At 47.6% G+C, this 17,968-nt stretch carries 17 protein-coding genes and 1 pseudogene; 2 read left to right on the top strand and 16 right to left on the bottom strand.

Annotated elements, in window-relative coordinates; translation table 11 throughout:
• Positions 1-25: 25 nt before the first annotated feature.
• The 11 genes from G5S52_RS17240 to G5S52_RS17190 form a co-directional block, all read right to left on the bottom strand.
• Entirely contained in the window at positions 26-1,183 is a 1,158-nt protein-coding gene (locus tag G5S52_RS17240; RefSeq protein ID WP_165016518.1) for a restriction endonuclease subunit S, read from the bottom strand.
• Positions 1,180-2,790 (bottom strand): type I restriction-modification system subunit M, encoded by a 1,611-nt coding sequence (locus G5S52_RS17235; RefSeq protein WP_165016515.1) that lies wholly within the window; start codon positions 2,788-2,790, stop codon positions 1,180-1,182. Before G5S52_RS17235 ends, G5S52_RS17240 begins: the two co-directional genes overlap by 4 nt.
• Positions 2,791-2,976: 186 nt before the next feature.
• The gene (locus G5S52_RS17230) at positions 2,977-3,984 is read right to left on the bottom strand and encodes a TnsD family Tn7-like transposition protein (protein WP_165016512.1); all 1,008 of its coding nucleotides are present in this window, start codon (positions 3,982-3,984) and stop codon (positions 2,977-2,979) included.
• The gene (locus tag G5S52_RS24365) at positions 3,981-4,523 is read right to left on the bottom strand and encodes a TniQ family protein (protein ID WP_368737482.1); all 543 of its coding nucleotides are present in this window, start codon (positions 4,521-4,523) and stop codon (positions 3,981-3,983) included. The genes G5S52_RS17230 and G5S52_RS24365 overlap by 4 nt, the downstream gene beginning before the upstream one ends.
• 39 nt (positions 4,524-4,562) lie before the next feature.
• On the bottom strand, positions 4,563-5,981 hold the full coding sequence (locus G5S52_RS17220; RefSeq protein WP_165016507.1) for an ATP-binding protein: 1,419 nt from the start codon (positions 5,979-5,981) through the stop codon (positions 4,563-4,565).
• A complete protein-coding gene (locus tag G5S52_RS17215) occupies positions 5,981-7,960 on the bottom strand; it encodes a TnsB C-terminal domain-containing protein (RefSeq protein ID WP_235956356.1) in 1,980 nt (659 codons plus the stop codon). Before G5S52_RS17215 ends, G5S52_RS17220 begins: the two co-directional genes overlap by 1 nt.
• A 142-nt stretch (positions 7,961-8,102) precedes the next feature.
• Positions 8,103-8,759, bottom strand: coding sequence for a TnsA endonuclease N-terminal domain-containing protein (locus tag G5S52_RS17210; RefSeq protein WP_235956354.1), 657 nt, complete (start codon positions 8,757-8,759; stop codon positions 8,103-8,105).
• A gap of 248 nt (positions 8,760-9,007) precedes the next feature.
• Positions 9,008-10,192 (bottom strand): BaiN/RdsA family NAD(P)/FAD-dependent oxidoreductase, encoded by a 1,185-nt coding sequence (locus G5S52_RS17205; protein ID WP_165016501.1) that lies wholly within the window; start codon positions 10,190-10,192, stop codon positions 9,008-9,010.
• A 62-nt stretch (positions 10,193-10,254) separates the two neighbouring features.
• Positions 10,255-11,379: a mechanosensitive ion channel family protein gene (locus G5S52_RS17200; RefSeq protein ID WP_165016498.1), complete on the bottom strand. Its 1,125-nt coding sequence runs from the start codon at positions 11,377-11,379 to the stop codon at positions 10,255-10,257.
• Positions 11,380-11,487: 108 nt separating this feature from the next.
• Positions 11,488-11,826 carry a universal stress protein UspB gene (gene uspB / locus G5S52_RS17195; RefSeq protein WP_002535458.1) on the bottom strand — a complete coding sequence of 113 codons (339 nt, stop codon included), beginning with the start codon at positions 11,824-11,826 and terminating at the stop codon, positions 11,488-11,490.
• A 3-nt stretch (positions 11,827-11,829) separates the two neighbouring features.
• The gene (locus G5S52_RS17190; RefSeq protein WP_156168171.1) at positions 11,830-12,039 is read right to left on the bottom strand and encodes a hypothetical protein; all 210 of its coding nucleotides are present in this window, start codon (positions 12,037-12,039) and stop codon (positions 11,830-11,832) included.
• Positions 12,040-12,414: 375 nt separating this feature from the next.
• Here G5S52_RS17190 and G5S52_RS17185 point away from each other — a divergent pair, with 375 nt between their 5' ends.
• Both G5S52_RS17185 and G5S52_RS17180 read left to right on the top strand, forming a co-directional pair.
• On the top strand, positions 12,415-12,840 hold the full coding sequence (locus tag G5S52_RS17185) for a universal stress protein (RefSeq protein WP_002535461.1): 426 nt from the start codon (positions 12,415-12,417) through the stop codon (positions 12,838-12,840).
• Between the two features lie 93 nt (positions 12,841-12,933).
• Positions 12,934-13,803 carry a carboxylate/amino acid/amine transporter gene (locus G5S52_RS17180; RefSeq protein WP_165016495.1) on the top strand — a complete coding sequence of 290 codons (870 nt, stop codon included), beginning with the start codon at positions 12,934-12,936 and terminating at the stop codon, positions 13,801-13,803.
• 77 nt (positions 13,804-13,880) lie between these two features.
• Here G5S52_RS17180 and fre read toward each other — a convergent pair whose 3' ends face one another.
• The 5 genes and pseudogenes from fre to G5S52_RS17160 form a co-directional block, all read right to left on the bottom strand.
• Positions 13,881-14,600, bottom strand: coding sequence for an NAD(P)H-flavin reductase (fre, locus tag G5S52_RS17175; protein ID WP_165016492.1), 720 nt, complete (start codon positions 14,598-14,600; stop codon positions 13,881-13,883).
• The gene (locus G5S52_RS17170; protein WP_165016489.1) at positions 14,590-14,868 is read right to left on the bottom strand and encodes a 2Fe-2S iron-sulfur cluster-binding protein; all 279 of its coding nucleotides are present in this window, start codon (positions 14,866-14,868) and stop codon (positions 14,590-14,592) included. The genes fre and G5S52_RS17170 overlap by 11 nt, the downstream gene beginning before the upstream one ends.
• Positions 14,869-14,871: 3 nt before the next feature.
• The gene (locus G5S52_RS24470) at positions 14,872-15,327 is read right to left on the bottom strand and encodes a UbiD family decarboxylase (RefSeq protein ID WP_438590727.1); all 456 of its coding nucleotides are present in this window, start codon (positions 15,325-15,327) and stop codon (positions 14,872-14,874) included.
• 41 nt (positions 15,328-15,368) lie between these two features.
• Positions 15,369-16,752: pseudogene (ubiD, locus tag G5S52_RS17165) on the bottom strand (4-hydroxy-3-polyprenylbenzoate decarboxylase); the annotation flags it as partial.
• Between the two features lie 85 nt (positions 16,753-16,837).
• Positions 16,838-17,836: a hypothetical protein gene (locus G5S52_RS17160; RefSeq protein WP_165016483.1), complete on the bottom strand. Its 999-nt coding sequence runs from the start codon at positions 17,834-17,836 to the stop codon at positions 16,838-16,840.
• Positions 17,837-17,968 lie beyond the last annotated feature (132 nt).

The following is a 17,968-nucleotide window of genomic DNA, read 5'->3' as shown; positions in this document are numbered from 1 at the left end:
ACATAATCATTCTTGTTGGAATTAGTTAGAGGCTTAGCTCGCCTTTAAAGGCTTTTTGCATCAGGACATTGAAGTTGTCGTCAAATTCGCGCAACTGATTTTGATTTTGTGCAATGAGTTTGTTTACGCTTTCTATCGTGTCCCCAAAATGTCTCTGTAATTCGACTGGAGGGCACATGATGGGAGCACTACTGATAACCTTCTGATTAATTTTGTAAGTGCCGTTTGTTGTTCTTGCGCCACTTTCTATGTGGTCGCGTAAAAAAGTGTTAGACCAAAGCGTATTCATATACCTGATATCTAGACGCTTCAAATCGAGAGTCACACCAATAACAGTATCGGGAAACACCAAATCATCGCGACTATCCGTGGGGTATACACCTCTCCCAACTAGATTTTTGTTTCCGTTCCCTCGACATATCAGAAAGTCATTTTTTTTGATTTTTTTTGATTCATCAGGAGGTGAATTAAATAAGCCAACTTTACAATGAGTTTCATTGAAATTGCCCTGGGTTATTGCACTTAAAGTCAAAACTTTGGACTCGACTTCACCGTCTTTTGATGGCGACACTCCATTTCTGAGGTTGACGATGAAACTTTTTAACTCGCTAAAATCCCAACCCTTCGGATTCGTCACAGGATCACCAAACATATCGATAAACACCGACTGTGCTAGGCTGTTTAGCTCTTGCTCCATTTGCTGGCAGTCTTTACGCAGTTGGTCAGCTTTTTCCAGTACCGAAGCGATTTTCTTTTGGGTTTCTAATGGGGGGAGTGGGATTGTAGTCCCTAAAAAGTCGCCTCGATTCACATGCTTCATTGTTGAACCACGAGTAAACTTAAGCATTGATAAGATGGCATTTTTTAAAGCAAAACGAAGGTAATCCTTGTTCACTTTGTCATGATCAGGAACGACTTTAAAAATATGCTGATTTAAGAGAGCACTCTCTCGTTTCCACTCAAAAACGTCTAGCGTTGCAGACCACGAAACAAGCAGATCACCACCTTCTACATGATACTTATCAGGAACCGACATTGAGGTGTAATTAAACGCTTTGGAAGTATCCGTTAGGTTCTGGATACGAATAATTGGTTTTCCTTCCTTTTCCCAATGCTCTGGCTTAAATGCGAACCCATTGATAAAGCTAGCTATTGAGCCTAGTTCAACCGAAGGCCAACTCATTTCAGCAACCCCTCTAATTCAGATACACCTTTGGCCATCTTCTCTTGCAACGTTTTGATTCGCTGTAGAATGTCTTGCGGCGCATCATATTGAACTTCTTCATACACCTCTTCTTTGTAACGGCTAATGCTCAGGTCAAAGTCGTTATTGGTGATGTCAGCCACCGGAACCATAAAGCTCTGTTCAGTTTTCTTACGCTTGTATTCTGGGCTATCGCTGTTTGGCGTGCTGTCTTCATTAGTTAGCGTTTTAAAGCGAGCAATGATATCTGCAATATTGCTTTGTTCATGGGTTGGCTCATCACCCTCTTTGAACAATTTAGTGCGTTTATCATCCAGTGAGTAACCATCCGCTTTCATGTCATAGAACCAGACGTTATCTGTGCCGCCACTGTTGGTTTTGGTGAAGATAAGAATGGCGGTACTTACCCCTGCGTAAGGCTTAAATACACCTGAAGGTAATGAGATTACTGCTTCCAGCTTCTGCTCATTGACGATTTTCTCACGAACGCTCTTGTGAGATTTTGTGGAACCAAAGAGAACACCATCCGGCACGATAACCGCGGCGCGGCCACCGACTTTCAGCATACGAAGGATAAGGGCAAGGAAAAGCAGCTCTGATTTTTCAGTCGGCTTTTTCTTTTTCACCTCAACCTGAATTTCGTTACCGTCTTCATCAATTTCAGTTTTGAACTTAGGCGCTGCTTTCTTGGCAATTGGGTTTTTGCCCAGCGCACGCAGTAAGTCAGGCGCTACGATGTCAAAATCAACCGAGCCTTTAAACGGAGGGTTAGCAAGAATCAGGTTGTAAGCTTCTGAGATATTTTCATTGCCTTGATCCTGCAGGCTATCACGGTAATGCACACTTGGGTTTTCAATCCCGTGCAAAAGCATGTTCATGGCACCAATGCGTAGCATGTGCTTATCAAAGTCGAAGCCAGTAAACATCTCATTGTTAAAATGCTTACGGTTTTCAGGCTTGTTCACTTCTTTGGCATGATGCTCTTCAACATACTCCACAGCGGCCATCAAGAAGCCACAGGTACCTGATGATGGGTCGCAAATGGTATCACCCACTTTTGGCTGCATTAGCTCGACCATCATTTGGATGATGTTACGCGGGGTACGGAACTGACCGTTCACACCTGACTGTTGAAGCTTACTCAACAGGTATTCGTAAAGGTCGCCTTTGGTGTCTTTGTCGTTCATGTCGATGGCGCTCAGTAACTGCACCACCTGATCTAAAAGCTTGGCAGATGGGATCATGAAAATCGCATCTTTCATGTGCTCGGCAAAGCTCCCCTCATTTTGCAGCGTTTTTATAAGAGGGAATACGCGATCACGGACGATTTCCATCATCACGTCTGGGTCTTTATCTTTGAAATTACTCCAGCGAAGATCTTGCTCATCGGCCAAAAAGGTTGGGTTCTTCAACGGTAAACCTGTTGCTTGGCTGCGGCGCTCGGCGGTCTTTTGTAGGTCATCTAAGCGACGGATAAACAGTAGGTAGGAGATTTGCTCAATCACTGAAATGGGGTTAGCGACACCGCCTGTCCAAAACATTTCCCATACTTGGTCGATTTGATTACGAATTTTGCCTGTTAGCATTTGGTTTCTCTTTGAATTGGTCGAGAGGTCATGTCTGAATGCATGAAAAGTTGTACCTAATTTTACTGCATTGATGACTCTCTCACTACGACTGAATTCAAAGGCTGTACGCAGTTTGAACAAACTTTCATCCACAATGAGACACGAACGCTGGCCAATTAAGGGGGGAAACAGAGAGGCGGAAGGTCAAATAAGCTTGAATTGCTTCAAAATATTCATCGTTTTAGGCAGTCTGTCTTTTTTGGCAATAAGCCAGCCATGTGAACCCAGTATGCGGTCTAATTCGGTGCGGCTGGCTATTTCATACTTGAGCAACAAGGCGCTCACTCGGAGAGAAAGGTCTGCATCTCTTACTGCCCAATCTACTCTATCGATATGCACCGTTTTATTAGCAGCTGGTAGGTTGGCGTTTAACCATTCTCGTCTGTGCTGATATAGCCAGAAGAAGGCTGCCTCGCAATGCTTCTTTATGTCCTGCCTAATCGCATTTGGATGACTTTGTGTAAATCTCAGAATTTGGCATTTGTAGCGACGCTTTTTAGATTCAAATCGACATTGCTTGCGCCAATCAACCAGCCCTTCGGTTGCTGAAATAATCATCTCAACACTCCCCGTAGAAAAACCGAGTGCTTCTGCAATTGCCTTTCGGTGGAATCCTTTATAAGCCAACGCTTTAATTTTTTCTTGGATAGCTTGGGTGATTTTTTTGGGTTTGAGGTGGTGGTTGATACCAAATTTCATCGCAACGCCTTTCACATAGCATCGACTTTTTAGTATCTGTCGCCCCACCTCTGAAAGTGATAGTCCCTGTTCAAGCAGAGCTAGGCAATGTGTTTCTATGTTGTCGGTTTGAGTAGCTGGCATGATTGTGGGCGGCGAAGCGTGTGTACCTTTGTCTCGATTTAACAAAAATTCCAATACGAGGTGCTTAAAGGGAGGCTGGCTATATTTTCCATGAAGCACCGACGACCAGTATTGATTTTCACGAGACAACGGCGGCATGTAAGGACTATCGATGGGCAAAATATCGACGCAAATATCTGTAAGTTGGCTTACCAGTTCTTTTGTCCTGATAGATCTAGCGCTGGTTACAAAACCACTTTTCTCAAGGCACTCAAGATAGTCCCCCGTACTTTCAGACGGGTACTTTTTTATGTCGTTAAACCTTCTCTTTGCAAACTTGGCAAAGTTCATTGCTGTTTGGCTGCATGGCGTAACACCTTCACTTTTTGCAAAAGAAAGGGGGCTTCATTCAGGTGGGAACGTCCAGAAAGGGGGTGATAACAAAGCCATACACCATGCTTGTAACAAGCCTCTACTCCCGGGATTTGATGAACAACATGCCAATAACTGACACCGTGTTCACGGATATCTTCACACAGGCATAACGGGCAACTTTTAACTGACAGCGCTTCGTTTCCTCTCCAAGCGGAAAACTGACAGGCCCTAGTAACCTGCTGCAGTGAAGATTGAGATGAATACAGCAAGTCATGGTGTTGCGGTAAGAAGTAAGCAAAAAGAGGAGACAACGTTTGATGTCGAATAAGGTCTTTCTTACTTTCAGTGGTAAGTGAAGTAATGACGCCAATGTTTGCAGCGAGGAAGGGGTGGACGCGCAAGCGTCCGTTGCCGAGTACCGTTTCTAGGTATTGGCTTTTGGTTAACCCCGATATCGCATGCCCTCGTGAGATCCGACTAAAAAGCGATTCACCAGGCAACCTTGCTGGGAGCACTGCGTTTGCCCCACTCTTGCTGAAGTGATGACGATAATTTTAGGACAATTCTGAGAACGGATCGTCCTGTAGCACGCCTTTTGTTCGCAAATACTGTAGTGGATTTTCAGCATCAGCCGCTTGTTGGAAAAGATCTGGGTCTTTAATCCGACTATGTAAATCTACTGCACCTAAAAGCTCTATAAGTTGTGAGGCAAATTCGGGATGTTGTGGCTTCGTAATATCGCCTGTTTTATCGACTTTAGTTACTGCCGTTTTTTCAGCTTTTCTCACCTTACGCTGCTTCCCTTTAGGCAAAACCAGTTCATCTCGAAGCTCTTTAACTTCATTGGTTTGTCTTGATAGCCCACAAGCCACTTGATTTCCGGATTCTAAAGTCGCAACGGTAATGCGCTCATCATACGAACCAATAATTAATCGTTGCGCCTCTCGATATGTGCGGCTCGCCATATCTATATTACCGACAGAAAGCCTATGGAGGGCATCATTGAGCTCATCAGACAATTCAGTGTAAACCTTGGTCCATTGGTAGTTCCAAAGCTGTTCAACAAACGCATTCCAGGAAACACTTTTCCGACCCAACACAGACATGGTGTGGTGATAACCACTTTCAGCGCGACGGGCAGCTTTTAGTTCTTTCACTAGCGACACATCAAAGGGGGGATTGGCGACAAAGAAAAGAGGGACACCAAGCTTATTGACTAAACGATGTAAAAAACGGAGCAAGTTGTTTTCTCCACCGGTTCGCTTGAATTGAAGGTTTTGCATTTCATCAATCACTAGCATGCCAAGAAAACTAACTTTTATGCATTGCTCCAATTGCCGAACCAGGGCACCAATCGTTCCTGCGGGTTTTGTTTTTTCTCTATCAAGAGTGAGGTCTAACGTCGACAGTATTTCTTCACACAAATCCCTGACACTAGAATTGCTAGGGCAATCTACTTTTATCCAAACGACCTGTTTTGTAAGTACTAGTGATTTACCTTGATAGGCGCTGTGTTCTATAACATTGGGAAAATATCCCAGCACTTGCTCAACCATTGATGTTTTGCCAACACCACTATCCCCAATGAGCGTGAGCCCATCTCCCTTTGGCTCAAAGAACCCTGTTCTGGGTTCAATATCAGGCCTTTCATCTACCAAGTAATGTAGGTACTGAGCAGTTGTTGGGGTAAGAGGGTTCTTCGTTGAATAACCTTTTTTTATCGCTCTTTCTACAGCCCTAAAACACATTTGATAATCAGTCAGCGGCTGCCTGATTTCCTCAATGCGATTTAGGTATTCGTCACGAACTAAAGGGTCAGGATGATCGGCTATTTCTTCTGAATATTCAGGGTAATGACTAAATACTTCCATCACCTCTTCCCAAGGAAGCTTTGGAGGAAGTGCTTCAATAAGCGGGTTGCCTTGATGTTCTGGCAATATAGCATCCCGATAAACGGCTTGTTCCACTCTCATTACTCACCTCGCCCCGTTCTTCTTTTCCTACCTTTGGGTAGTGAGATAACTTTGTCATCATTGAAGGTGGGCTTTAGCGTTTCGTCCCTCGTTGAGTCTCCCAGCGATGATGCAAGCGCATTAGTGGTCGCTGAGAGTTCTTCTTTCCTGCGCTGACGGATATTGCTGGTTTTATCCTTAAACGTTACTTTCTCAGCGTCCGTATTTCTGCGCTTGGCGTTACGAGTTACCTCCTGCCGATGCTTGTGATCTTCAATTGAGGTCGTAGTGATTGGTGTTAGCTCTTTTTTGGTGTCTAGCCAATCTTTGATGAAAGCCGACTCAAACATAGATTTGTTAGCCAGCATTCGACTCCGAGGCAAAAGGTGGCATCGCGTAAAGCCTTTATTTTTGTCTAACCGAACATAGATATAGTTAGTGGTATTTTCATCAATTCGGGCCTCTAGTCTCCACTGTCCCGATGACCTAGCAACAGAGGCTAAATTGAGCTCTTCAACTTCAGCGCAAGAGTAGTACATCCCGTTAAAGTAGATTCCGCTTCGTGTCATACTGACTTCTGCTGAGGGGAGTAATCTAGCGATCACTTCATCGCTATTTGCTGATTGAAGCTCATGTTTGTGCTTGGAAATGTGGATTTTCCAGTAGTTAAGTGGGGTAGGCGTCAAATCATTTTCTATTAAAAATGGGCTAGAAAAAGCTAAATTATCAAGAATCGAGCTGTTGTGTTCTCGTACCGCTTTGATGATCTCGGCTGTCACTTCTTTGAGGGTATAAATTGCGTCTTTTCTTGGGTCTCGACTCCCTCTAATGACCTGCCCACCTCTTGTTGTACCAGACAGCTCATGAATCACTTCTTTGTTGAGAATGTCGAATCGCTTCTCTACAACTCCCTTACAGTCAGGTCTATATGGTGGCGTAAACGACAGTTCGGTCATCGGTGTCAGCGCTTCATTTGGCTTTACACCAATCATCTCTCCATTATCACAAACTAACTCTGCTGGGATATGTGCACAGGGCCACTCTGAGTCTTTAATATCTATACCAAAACTCTTGCAATAAGCCGACTTTGGTAAGAAGCAATTTACCAGCGCCTGCCGTGCCGCGCGCCACGAAGCATGATAGAGGGATACATGCATACCAACGATCATTCGACTCGCTCTGTCCGCCACAATATAAATTGTTGGTCGCCCCAACACATACTGGGCGCCTAACTCAGAGACGATATGTACATCGGCAACTGTCGCATCAATTTCAAAGTGAGTACCTGGTAGGTAGCTTCTATCGGTAATACTCCCCAATACTCCCCGTTTGTTTCTTAAATAGCCATTCTCCGACGTTCGTTCTTTAATAATTTGCTCCCGGCTAAACAGTTTTTCACACCAATATCTGAACTGCCTAAGAGTGGGTACCAAGGGTGCTCGTTCGCATGCGATAGCAAAAACCACTTCCTTGGAATAGCTATCCTTCAGCAAATTTTCATAGGTTTTTGCCAACGAGAGTCCTGACTCTTTCAGGTGGTACTTTTGAATAGCTTTTTTGAAATGACGTTTGTCTTTTTCTCTCACTATAAACTTGGCAGATCTCTCTACAGATATAGTCCTTCGCTGCTTTGGTGCTCCTAATGGCTTAAAGTTTGGGGTCCTCTCTTTGCCTGGTCCTCCACTTTTTGAAAACGCCGGTAGCAGGGCCGTTTTGTTTTGTCCATATCGCCAGTATTTGGTCAGCAATCGAGCTAAAGACTTACGTTCCACACCGACTTTTTTGGCGTATTTGGCGAGCTGAAGTGATCGTTTTTGGGTAGCATAATCAAAAATGAAGCTTCTATCTGAAACTATACCTTTGACAAGGTTGTAGTTTTTATCTCGACGAACAATGTGTTCCTCAGGAATGCTCTCTTCATCAGCCAGAAGGTGAGCTGGTAACACATATTCTGATTTTTTGGCTTTGCGGTTCAAAACGAGTTCAAGAAAACCATCCAATGAAACCGCAAGAGGCCTTACCGTTATTGAAGTATTCATAAGAGGGTAGAGAATGACGCACTCAACATCCTTCAGAATGTCTAATACACGATACTAACCATCCTCAACCAAGTCGGAATCTTTGATAGTCCAAACGCCATTCTTAGGAAGCTCCATACAAATTCTCCCTCGAACTTTGAGTTACAAACTTAATGTCAATCAGACCAGACTCAGGGATATTCACCGACAAATCTACATCGATTAGCTTCTCTGCAATGAGATAGCGAATTAATAGTAAGGCATCTTCGTTAGAAGCTATCTCCAAGGAAATTAGTCGATTACATAGGTCTTCAATAAAAAACTGTCCAACAGCAGTTTCACAAAGAGCATGATCAATCTGTTCGCAAGAAAAACTCATTGCGCTTTCACGAAATGGGGATGTCGCCCAGCGAAGGTTGCTACTTTGAATCCGGGTTAGTTCATTACCTGTAAAGTATCTGAACTTAACGCCAAGTAACTCCCAACATACTCGCTCGATATCTATTTTTTCTAGCACTCGTCTATTGTCTGAGTCTTTTTCAGGCTTTACAGAAACTGCGTGATATGTCTTTCCTTGAGGAGAGTCAATCGTGAGCAACTGGTCCGTTGTCATGATGATCGGCTCTTTCGTTTCAGGGTGCTTTGGGTGCTCTACACCTAAGTTTTTCGCAATTTTCTGCGTGAAATTGAGAGGTAAGAGGGGGAATTGTTCCCGGATATCAAGAACATTATTTGAAAATTCAGCGAGATAAAAATATTCACTTTCTATTGAAGACATCATATGGTGGTCTCTTCGAGATTTCCTACCATAGATTAACGAACGTTTACCTTTAGACTTGACGTCTTGAATCCTCAACCAGGGCTTATATGAGGAACCTTCTCCAATACCATATTTGCCCTTTAGAGCTCGCTGGTAATCTTCTAGCGACTTAAGTTTTCTACCGTGTCCCACACTGAACCCAATGAAATTCAATACATTAAGCTAATTAGCTTAATTCTTACGGGCAAACTTTATTGTCACTACACAGCTTAAACATGCTGCCCTGCTACCCAACCTGAGCTCCAGGCCCATTGGAAGTTGTAGCCACCGAGCCAGCCGGACACATCCATCACTTCACCGACAAAATAGAGTCCTGGGACTTTCTTGGTTTCCATAGTTTTCGACGAAAGCTCATCAGTATCCACGCCGCCCAGCGTCACTTCTGCTGTGCGGTAGCCTTCGGTACCATTCGGCGCGATGTGCCACTGGTGCAGGTAATCGCCAAGCGCGGTAATGTCTTTCGGGTTTAGCTGCTTAAGAGGCTTATCCTGAATGTCACCACGTTCGATCATGGCTTCCACCAGACGCTTTGGCAGTAGTCGCGCCAAACTGTTTTTCAGGCTCTGTGCCGGATGCTTGTCACGCATTGCGTTGATGGTTTCCACCACGTCTAAGTCCGGCAGCAGGTTAACCTCCACTTTCTCGCCCGGCGTCCAGTAAGAGCTCACCTGAAGGACCACAGGGCCAGACAAACCGCGGTGTGTAAACAGAAGGTTTTCTTTAAACAGCACGCCGCTTTCGGTGGTGATGGTCACTGGAATCGCGATACCGGACAAATCAGCAAACGCCGCTTTGTCTTTGTCATGCAGGGTAAACGGCACCAGACCAGCAGTCGTCGGTATACGTGCCAGCCCGAACTGCTCGGCGATTTGGTAGCCAAACGGGGTGGCACCGAGCTTCGGCATGGAAAGACCACCGGTTGCCACCACCAGTGACTGGCAGCTTACCGTGTCCGTATCCAGCTTCAGGGTGAAGCCGTCTTCTGTCTTTTCGATATCATGCACATCGCAGCGGTAACGCTGTTCAACGGTCGGCAGGTCGCACTCTTTCAGCAGCATTTCAACGATGTCTTTGGCAGAATCGATACAGAACAGCTGGCCATGCTCGCGCTCTTCCCACGCAATGCCGTATTCGTTGACCATGGAGAAGAAATCCCACTGGCTGTATTGCGCCAGTGCAGATTTCGGAAAGTGCTTGTTACGGCAGACGAAGTTAGCAGCTGAGACATCATAATTGGTGAAGTTGCAACGGCCACCGCCGGAGATCAGGATTTTCCGACCCGGTTTTTTGCCGTTATCGACCACCAGCACATTGCGACCACGCTTACCTGCCTGCGCGGCACACATCAGGCCTGCTGCGCCTGCGCCAATGATCACTACATCATACTGCTTCATCTTTATTGCCCATTACACGAAATCGGGCGGCATTGTAGCCGCCCGAGCACCTTGGAGCCAGTCTAGTTTTTGTCCGGCGCTGGCGCCAATTCGGGATTGAGCGGGATCTGCGCTTCCCTGCCATCATCACGGTCAAAGGCGATGGTGCGGGTCGGGAAGGCAAAGTCGGCACCATGTGCATGAACAATCTCGACAATTTTCAGCATCACGTCCTGCTTCACTTCATGGTATCTCGCCCAGTTGATGGTTTTGGTGAAGGTGTAGATAAAAAAGTTCAGTGATGAACCTGCAAACGCATCAAAATTCACCATCAGGGTAGCGTTCTGCTCGATGTCCGGATGGGTCTCCAGCATCTTTTTCACATCGGCAACGATTACCCCCATTTTGTCGGCATCTTTGTAGCGGATACCGATGGTTTCTTTGATGCGGCGATTGCGCATCCGCGACGGGTTCTGAACCACGATATTACTGAACACCGAATTCGGCACATAAAGCGGGCGGCTTTCAAACGTGCGGATCATGGTCATTCGCATGCCAATGCGCTCAACCGTACCTTCTATGTTTCGGTCTGGTGAGTTAATCCAGTCGCCAACACTAAAAGGTCGGTCGAAGTAAATCATCAGGCCACCGAAGAAGTTCGACAGCAAATCTTTCGCCGCCAGACCGACAATCAGGCCACCGACACCACCAAAGGTGAGAAGACCTGTCAGGCTGATACCAAACTCTTGCAGCAGCGTCAGCACACCGATGAAAGCAAGTAACAGGCGCATCACATGACCAATGGCGGACACTGTGGTCTGATCGCGTTTATCCGACTGGGACAGGTACGCCTCGATAGCATTCACCAAACGCAGCATGACCCAGAGCATCAAAACGATGAGCAGAACGCGCCGGGAAACGCTCAGCCAGTCTGTACCGACTTTCGCGCTCGCATCCATCAAGCTGCCAATGGCAAACGTCGACGGCCACAACCAGATAAACACGCTGATTGGTGTGCTCAAGGCTTGCAGTACGATGGTGTCCCATTGGGTTCGGGTTTTCTTAGACACCTCCACCAGCTTGCTAAACACCAGTCTCCACGCCAACCAGGCAATGGCTGCCGCGCCCAGCATCAGACCGATATGTTCCAGCCAATCAAAATTGAATCCCTCAGCACTTTGCTGCCACCACGCAAGAAATCTGTCCAAAACCTGCTCCGACGTTATGAGTTTGTTCTGGTTCAGAAGGTTAACAAAAAAAACGCTGGCATCTGCCAGCGTTTTCCGAGATTTGAGTTTGCGATAGTTTTTCTCGCTTTAAAGTCCTGCAAATGCCACAAAAAAGAGGGACATAACCAGTGCAAGCACCAGCGCTGTCGAAAGAATGAAAAGGTGGCGGACTTTGTTGCACTTGGCAATAAACGCATCGTCGTGGTGATGCAAATATTCCTGGCTGCGAATGTAATGAAACAGACGCTTCTGGCGGCTGATATCGCCTTGCGGCGCAAAGAAGTTATTGCCGCGAGCCACTTGTTGATACAGCAGAGGATTGGCATCCCGCAACATGACCAACAAGGTTCGCAACGAGCTCAGATAGCGCATGATGTTAACCAGTGTGACGAAAAAAATCGCAATAATCAGGGCGTCTCCGCTCATGGTTCATCTCCCAGTATTACTGATGTGCAGCCCTATTAGGATTGCCCACCACAGAGGCAGTTCACGAAATACTGCGCCTGTCAGATAAAACTCAATGAAGAACAGGGTCTTTCCGTCTTCCCCCAAATCCGTTTTGCGCTCGCTTAGCGAAAATGCAAACCGATAGACCAGACTGAATGGATAGATACGACAATCTGGTATCAGATGGCTCAACCTCTCCGTAATGAGGTGTTATCCACGCCGCTGTCTCCATGGTTTGAGACCTGCGTTTTGCCATCACACGTCACCCTTAGTGATTTAGTTTTCGGCTCCGTGTTTTATTTAAGTATAGATTTGATGCAGAAAACGCCAACTCAAAGTGCATATTCTTTGTGCTTTGAGCTGGATTCCAGATAAGCGATTGTTTTTCTTTTTTATCAATCTGATAGCTATTCTATCTATAGAGGGAAAGCTGTTTTTCCCAGAAAAATCATGCACTGGTAGTCGAGTCACGCAATGCGCATCGGCAGTGGGATCCAGGCAACAGTCTTCGCACAGGGACAGTGGTAATTTTCACCTATAATCATTGGCTTAATGGGGAGTCAGGCTATGGGCTATAAACACATTTTGGTGGCAGTGGATTTGTCATCTGACAGTGAGGTGTTGGTGCAAAAAGGTGCGGCTCTGGCAGCTCCTTTGGGCGCAAAACTCTCGCTCATTCACATTGATGTGAACTATGCGCAGCTCTATACCGGCCTTATTGATGTGAATTTGGTAGAAACCCGCAACCGCATCATTGATGAAGCGCAGTCCCAGTTAAATGCACTGGCAAGACATGCCGATTATCCTGTCGCGCATACGCTGGTTGCCAGTGGCGATCTGGCGGATGAAATCACCGAATCCATCAGCCACTACGAGTTTGATTTGGTGCTTTGTGGTCATCATCAGGACTTCTGGAGCACCCTCATCTCTTCTGCCAAACAGCTTATCAACAAAACGCCGGTCGACATGCTGATGGTGCCACTGCCAAGCTGATAGCGACGCTCCTCCGTCCAGCATAAGATCGCTACACATTGCCGCCAAGTTCATTAGAATTGGCGGCAATTTTAATGATTTTAGGGAAAGAAAATGGGGTATTTATCTTTTGTCACCCTGCTGTGGGCGTTTTCATTTAGCTTGATTGGCGTGTATCTCGCCGGACAGGTCGACGCTTGGTTTTCCGTTGTCACCCGTGTGGCACTAGCGGCACTGGTTTTCCTGCCGTTCCTGCGCCTTAAAGGTGTGCCCAAACCACTGATGCTGAAACTGATGGCTATTGGTGGCATTCAGCTGGGCTTGATGTACTGCTTTTACTACCAGTCTTTCCTCTACCTTTCTGTACCGGAAGTCCTGCTGTTCACGGTTTTCACTCCGGTTTATGTCACCCTCACCTACGATCTGCTGAACCGTCGTTTCTCGCCTTGGTATTTGATGACAGCGGCATTGGCGGTATTAGGTGCGGTGGTGATCAAGTTTGCCTCCGTAAACCCGAATTTTATGCTGGGCTTTCTGATTGTTCAGGGTGCAAACCTCTGTTTTGCAATCGGTCAGGTCGGCTACAAGGTGGTGATGGAGCGTGCCGAGATTGAAGTGCCTCAGCGTACTGTGTTTGGTCTTTTCTACCTTGGCGCTCTTTGCATTGCCCTGCCTGCGTTCCTGCTGCTTGGCAGCACCGATAAATTGCCCACCACCAATCTGCAGTGGGGTATTCTGATTTACCTTGGCACTATCGCTTCCGGTTTGGGCTATTTCCTGTGGAACAAGGGCGCAACCCTTGTGAATGCCGGCGCGCTGGCCGTGATGAATAATGTATTGGTGCCAGCAGGTATTATCGTGAATGTGCTGATTTGGAACCGCGATGCTGACCTGATGACATTGGCGTTTGGCGGGGTGGTGATTCTGGCGTCACTCTGGCTCAATGAAACCTGGGTGAAAAAGAAAATCGAAGCGACCGCCTAATTCTTCCAAGCCTATAAACAAAAAACACCGCCATCTGGCGGTGTTTTGCTATTCGACCTTCGCGCTTGGCTTAGCGCTTACAGGAAAGCGTAAGCGTCCGCGAACAGGTGGTCTCGTTCTGCGCCACGTTCGTTACAGAACATCTCGCGGGCAGCGCCTGCCATTTCAAATCGGCCAGCAATGTAAACATCATAAGCCGACAGTGATACGAAATCTTCCATCACGGCTTCCAGCACATTGCCCACTTTGCCATTCCAAGCTTCAGGCGCATTTTCAACCACCGGAATGTAGGTCAGGTGGCTGTTTTTCAGTGCCAGTGCTTCCATTTCGTCATTGGCGTAGAGCTGGCTAGCGTCACGACCACCCCAGTAAAGGAAGATTGGCTGGGCAAAGTTCTGGCTCAAACAATGGTCGACCATGCTGCGCACGTAAGAGAATCCCGTACCGCCCGCAATCAAGACCAGCGGACGTTGGCGCTCTTCACGCAACCAGGCATCACCATGTGGCGCTTCAATCACAAATGAGTTGTCGCCTTTTTCCAATGTCGCTTTAGCCGCTTTCACCACGTCCATCGCGTAGGCATTTTCTTCTGCCGCGCCGATGTGCAGTTCCAGCTCATGGCCGTTCTGGCGACATGGGCTGCTGGCAATCGAGAATGGACGCTTGTCTTTCTCACCCATCACCGCCAACAGGTATTGACCTGCCTTGTAGCTCACTGGCTGTTCAGGCTTCAATAAAATTCGATAAGTGTTATTGGTCAGTGACGACACTGACGTAACTTCACATTTAATAGTCATCGCTTTCCTCAAAACTAACCACCAGATCACTGCATGGAATGGCCTGACAGGCAAAGATCCAGCCTTGTTGTTTTTCCTGTTCAGTCAGCATGGGGTCGAGATGATATCTCACCTCGCCTTCAACCAGCCGACACAGGCAGCTTGCACAAGCCCCAATCTGGCAACGGTTAGGAAAAGGTACCCCTGCGTCGAGCGCGCCTTGTAATAATGTCTGGTGTCCGGATACGGAAAATTGCGTTCCGGCAGGCATCAGGTGTACCGCATACATGTTCTAGAGACCCAGTTTATCCCACATTTCATCAACATTCGCGACAGTTAGCGGGTCTTTGCTGATCGGCGTTCCCCACTCACGAACCGACTCACCCGGCCATTTGTTGGTCGCATCTAATCCCATTTTAGACCCCGGACGCAGAGCCTGAGACTCATCATCCTGCGCGTTTGCGCGCAACAGGGTATCACGAGCCGGATCCATTCGGGTGGTTATTGCCCAAATTACATCGTTCCAGTCGCGGATGTTGACGTCTTCCTCATCAAACAACATCACGAACTTAACGTCCGCCACTTCCCCAAGCGAATTCCAAATCGCCTCGATGATTCGCGGGCCATCGCCGAGTGCCTGTTTCTTGATGGTCGCCATCACCATGCCGTTGGCATGCGCTTCCGGTGGCAGGTAAATATCTGTCAGTTCGCTGTGTGCTGCTTTAAGAGCAGCAACGCGGGATTCCATCTCTTCGCTGTCCGCAACACGTGCGTCGTCATTGGCGTAACCTGAAAGCTCAGCTTCCCACTTCTTGGTGACATCCAAGCCCATTTTTGAGCCCAAGCCGACAACAGGGGATGCAAAATCCAGGGAATCAATCGGTGTGTGTTCAATCATCAGAGTATCTCGCACCGGATCCATGCGGGTCGTCATCGCATGAGCCACACTGTTCCAGTCACGCGCGTCCACGTCTTCATCACAAACAATCACGTACTTGGTGTACATAAACTGGCGAAGGAAGGACCACACGCCCATCATCACGCGCTTGGCATGACCTGGATACTGCTTCTTCATGGTCACCACTGCTGCGCGGTAAGAGCAGCCTTCCGGTGGCAGGTAGAAATCGACAATCTCCGGGAACTGCTTTTGCAAGATAGGCACAAACACTTCGTTGAGTGCCACTCCCAGCACCGCAGGTTCATCCGGCGGACGCCCTGTGTACGTGCTGTGGTAAATCGGCTTCTGGCGCATGGTCACGTGAGTCACGGTAAACACGTGGTGGCGCTCAACCTCATTGTAGTAACCGGTGTGGTCACCATAAGGGCCTTCGTCAGCAAACTCATTTGGGTCGATATAGCCTTCCATCACAATTTCCGCGCTCGCGGGCACGTCCAAATCGTTACTGAGGCTTTTCACCACTTCGGTTTTACTGCCACGCAATAGGCCAGCAAACGCGTATTCAGACAAGGTGTCAGGCACTGGGGTCACCGCGCCAAGAATGGTTGCCGGGTCTGCACCATAAGCGACTGAAACCGGAAAAGGTTTACCTGGGTGGGTTTCCATCCACTCACGCAGATCAAGTGCGCCGCCACGGTGAGCCAGCCATCGCATGATGACTTTGTTCTTACCGATTTTCTGTTGGCGGTAAATTCCTAGATTCTGGCGTTTTTTATTGGGGCCACGGGTGATGGTGAGACCCCAGGTCAGCAAAGGTGCGACATCGCCCGGCCAGCAGCTCATCACAGGAATTTTATCGAGATCGACCTCATCGCCCTGCCACACCACTTCCTGACATGGCGCTTTGCGAAGCCGTTTCGCAGGCATGTTCAGTACCTGACGGAATACAGGCAGCTTTTCAATCGCGTCTTTGAAGCCTTTTGGTGGTTCAGGCTCTTTCAGGTAGGCCAGCAATTTGCCGACTTCGCGCAGTTCTTTCACTTCTGTGCGCCCCATCCCCATTGCCACGCGCTTCGGTGTACCAAACAGGTTGGCCAATACAGGCATGTCATAGCCGACAGGGTTTTCGAATAAGAGTGCAGGCCCACCGGCACGCAGGACGCGATCGGCAATTTCGGTCATTTCCTGATCGGGGCTGACAGGGTGAGAGATGCGTTTAAGCTCGCCCACAGATTCCAGGTGGTCGATAAATGCGCGTAAGTCAGTAAATTTCATAACCTTCCCGGTTGAGGTGTGTTGGTTCGATTATAACGAGCCGATAAAACCTGAACAGGCGGATATGTAAGAATTCTTAAGGCAATTAGCCTTCTACCTGTTCCAGTCCATTGCGGATGTTTCTGCGGGTCACGCCAGAGGTCGTTTGTTCGAGCTCACGCAGCCATTCTGTATGGCCTTTGCGGGCGATCAGCTCAACAACGTTTTTACCCCGCTGACGATCGGCGATTTGCTTTTGCAGGAAATCTTTAACGTTTTGAGGCAAAGGGTGCAATCCCGCAAGCTGTCGCACAGCCGTTTCCGCCAGTACGGGGTTGACGGTGGCGGCGATCATCAGCTCGATATGCTTGTTGGAAATAGGCGGCATTTCGAGTTTCTGGAGGGCAGCCAAACTATAACTGTCTGTGCGGCGAAGCCACAACAAATCGTACACTTTGGGCTTGCCGCTTTTTTCAGCAAGCGCTGCAAGCAGTGCATTGTCTGGGCTCCATACCATGTTTTTGTCATCAAGGTACAAAGTGACCAACTTATCCAGCTGAGTTTGATTGAGTGTGGGTACGAGAGTGACTATCGCTTCACGGCGCAACGCGTAGTCATTCGAGGAAAAAGAGAGCCACTTCGACAGGTTAAGCTGGTTGTAGTTGAGAAGGCGCATCGCCTCATCCTGCATCAACTTGATTTGCCAGCGGTTGAGTACCCATTTCGCTTCACCTGCGTAGTTAAACGCCGGCATGGTGACCCAAAAGCCATCTCCCTGACTTTTCACCAGGTATTTAGGTTGTTGTCTGCTGATGGTTACCAGAAACTTTTCGCGCTCTGGTGTCATGGTCGAGAAATCGAGCGCCCTGCGAGCCAGAACGGTCAAGGCTTCTTCTTTTTGCAGTTCTGGCAGGGAGTCCAGGTACGTGTTAAGCGCATCGATGTCGTTGTCATCGAACAATTTCGTGGCACGCAGGATTTTGGAGACGGAGGCAGGATCGGCCATGTGTGCTGCCACGTCGTTGGGAGAAAGCGTCACAGCACGTGACACCCCAAGCAACAGGGTTGGCAACATAACAGCGAATAAAATCAGTAATCGTTTCATCCCGGAAATCCTACGTCAGCCTATCCATTTACGCTGACTGGTTGGCGATTTGCCTCAATTCTGATGATCTGTATCAGTTTTGGCAACTAATAAGATTGTAATTAGAGAACAATCCGTTTGTCAGCCTAATAA

Origin of the sequence: Grimontia sedimenti (genome assembly GCF_011045095.1) — a bacterium.
In the GTDB taxonomy this organism is placed as follows: Bacteria; Pseudomonadota; Gammaproteobacteria; order Enterobacterales; family Vibrionaceae; genus Enterovibrio; species Enterovibrio sedimenti.
This window is presented reverse-complemented; position numbering and strand designations above follow the sequence as displayed.